General features: G+C 58.5%; 1 protein-coding gene. It reads right to left on the bottom strand.

Features of this window, described 5'->3' with window-relative positions; genetic code table 11:
- The coding region (locus tag CBG10_RS11295; protein ID WP_458251634.1) for a hypothetical protein at positions 1-523 on the bottom strand (523 nt) is incomplete at both ends.

Below are 523 nucleotides of genomic sequence, written 5' to 3' on the forward strand. Positions count from 1 at the left end.
CGTCGACTAGTGCGTCAACGAGCGCTTCAACGAGTGCCTCAGTAAGTGCATCGACGAGCGCTTCAATGAGCGCCTCAGTAAGTGCATCAACGAGCGCCTCAACGAGTGCTTCAACGAGCGCCTCGACGAGCGCATCCACGAGTGCATCAACAAGCGCGTCAACGAGCGCGTCAGTAAGTGCCTCGACTAGTGCGTCAACGAGCGCTTCAACGAGTGCCTCAGTAAGTGCATCGACGAGCGCTTCAATGAGCGCCTCAGTAAGTGCATCAACGAGCGCCTCAACGAGTGCCTCAACAAGTGCGTCAACAAGCGCATCAACGAGTGCATCGACGAGCGCCTCAGTCAGTGCGTCAACGAGTGCGTCAGTAAGTGCCTCGACTAGCGCCACAACTAGTGCATCAACGAGTGCCTCAACAAGCGCCTCAACAAGTGCGTCAACGAGAGCCTCCACCAGCGCATCCACTAGAGCGGCAACGAGCGCCTCCACCAGCGCCAGCACCAGGGCACCCACGAGTGCAGCCAA

The organism is Limosilactobacillus reuteri, from assembly GCF_002254085.1.
In the GTDB taxonomy this organism is placed as follows: domain Bacteria; phylum Bacillota; class Bacilli; order Lactobacillales; family Lactobacillaceae; genus Limosilactobacillus; species Limosilactobacillus reuteri_K.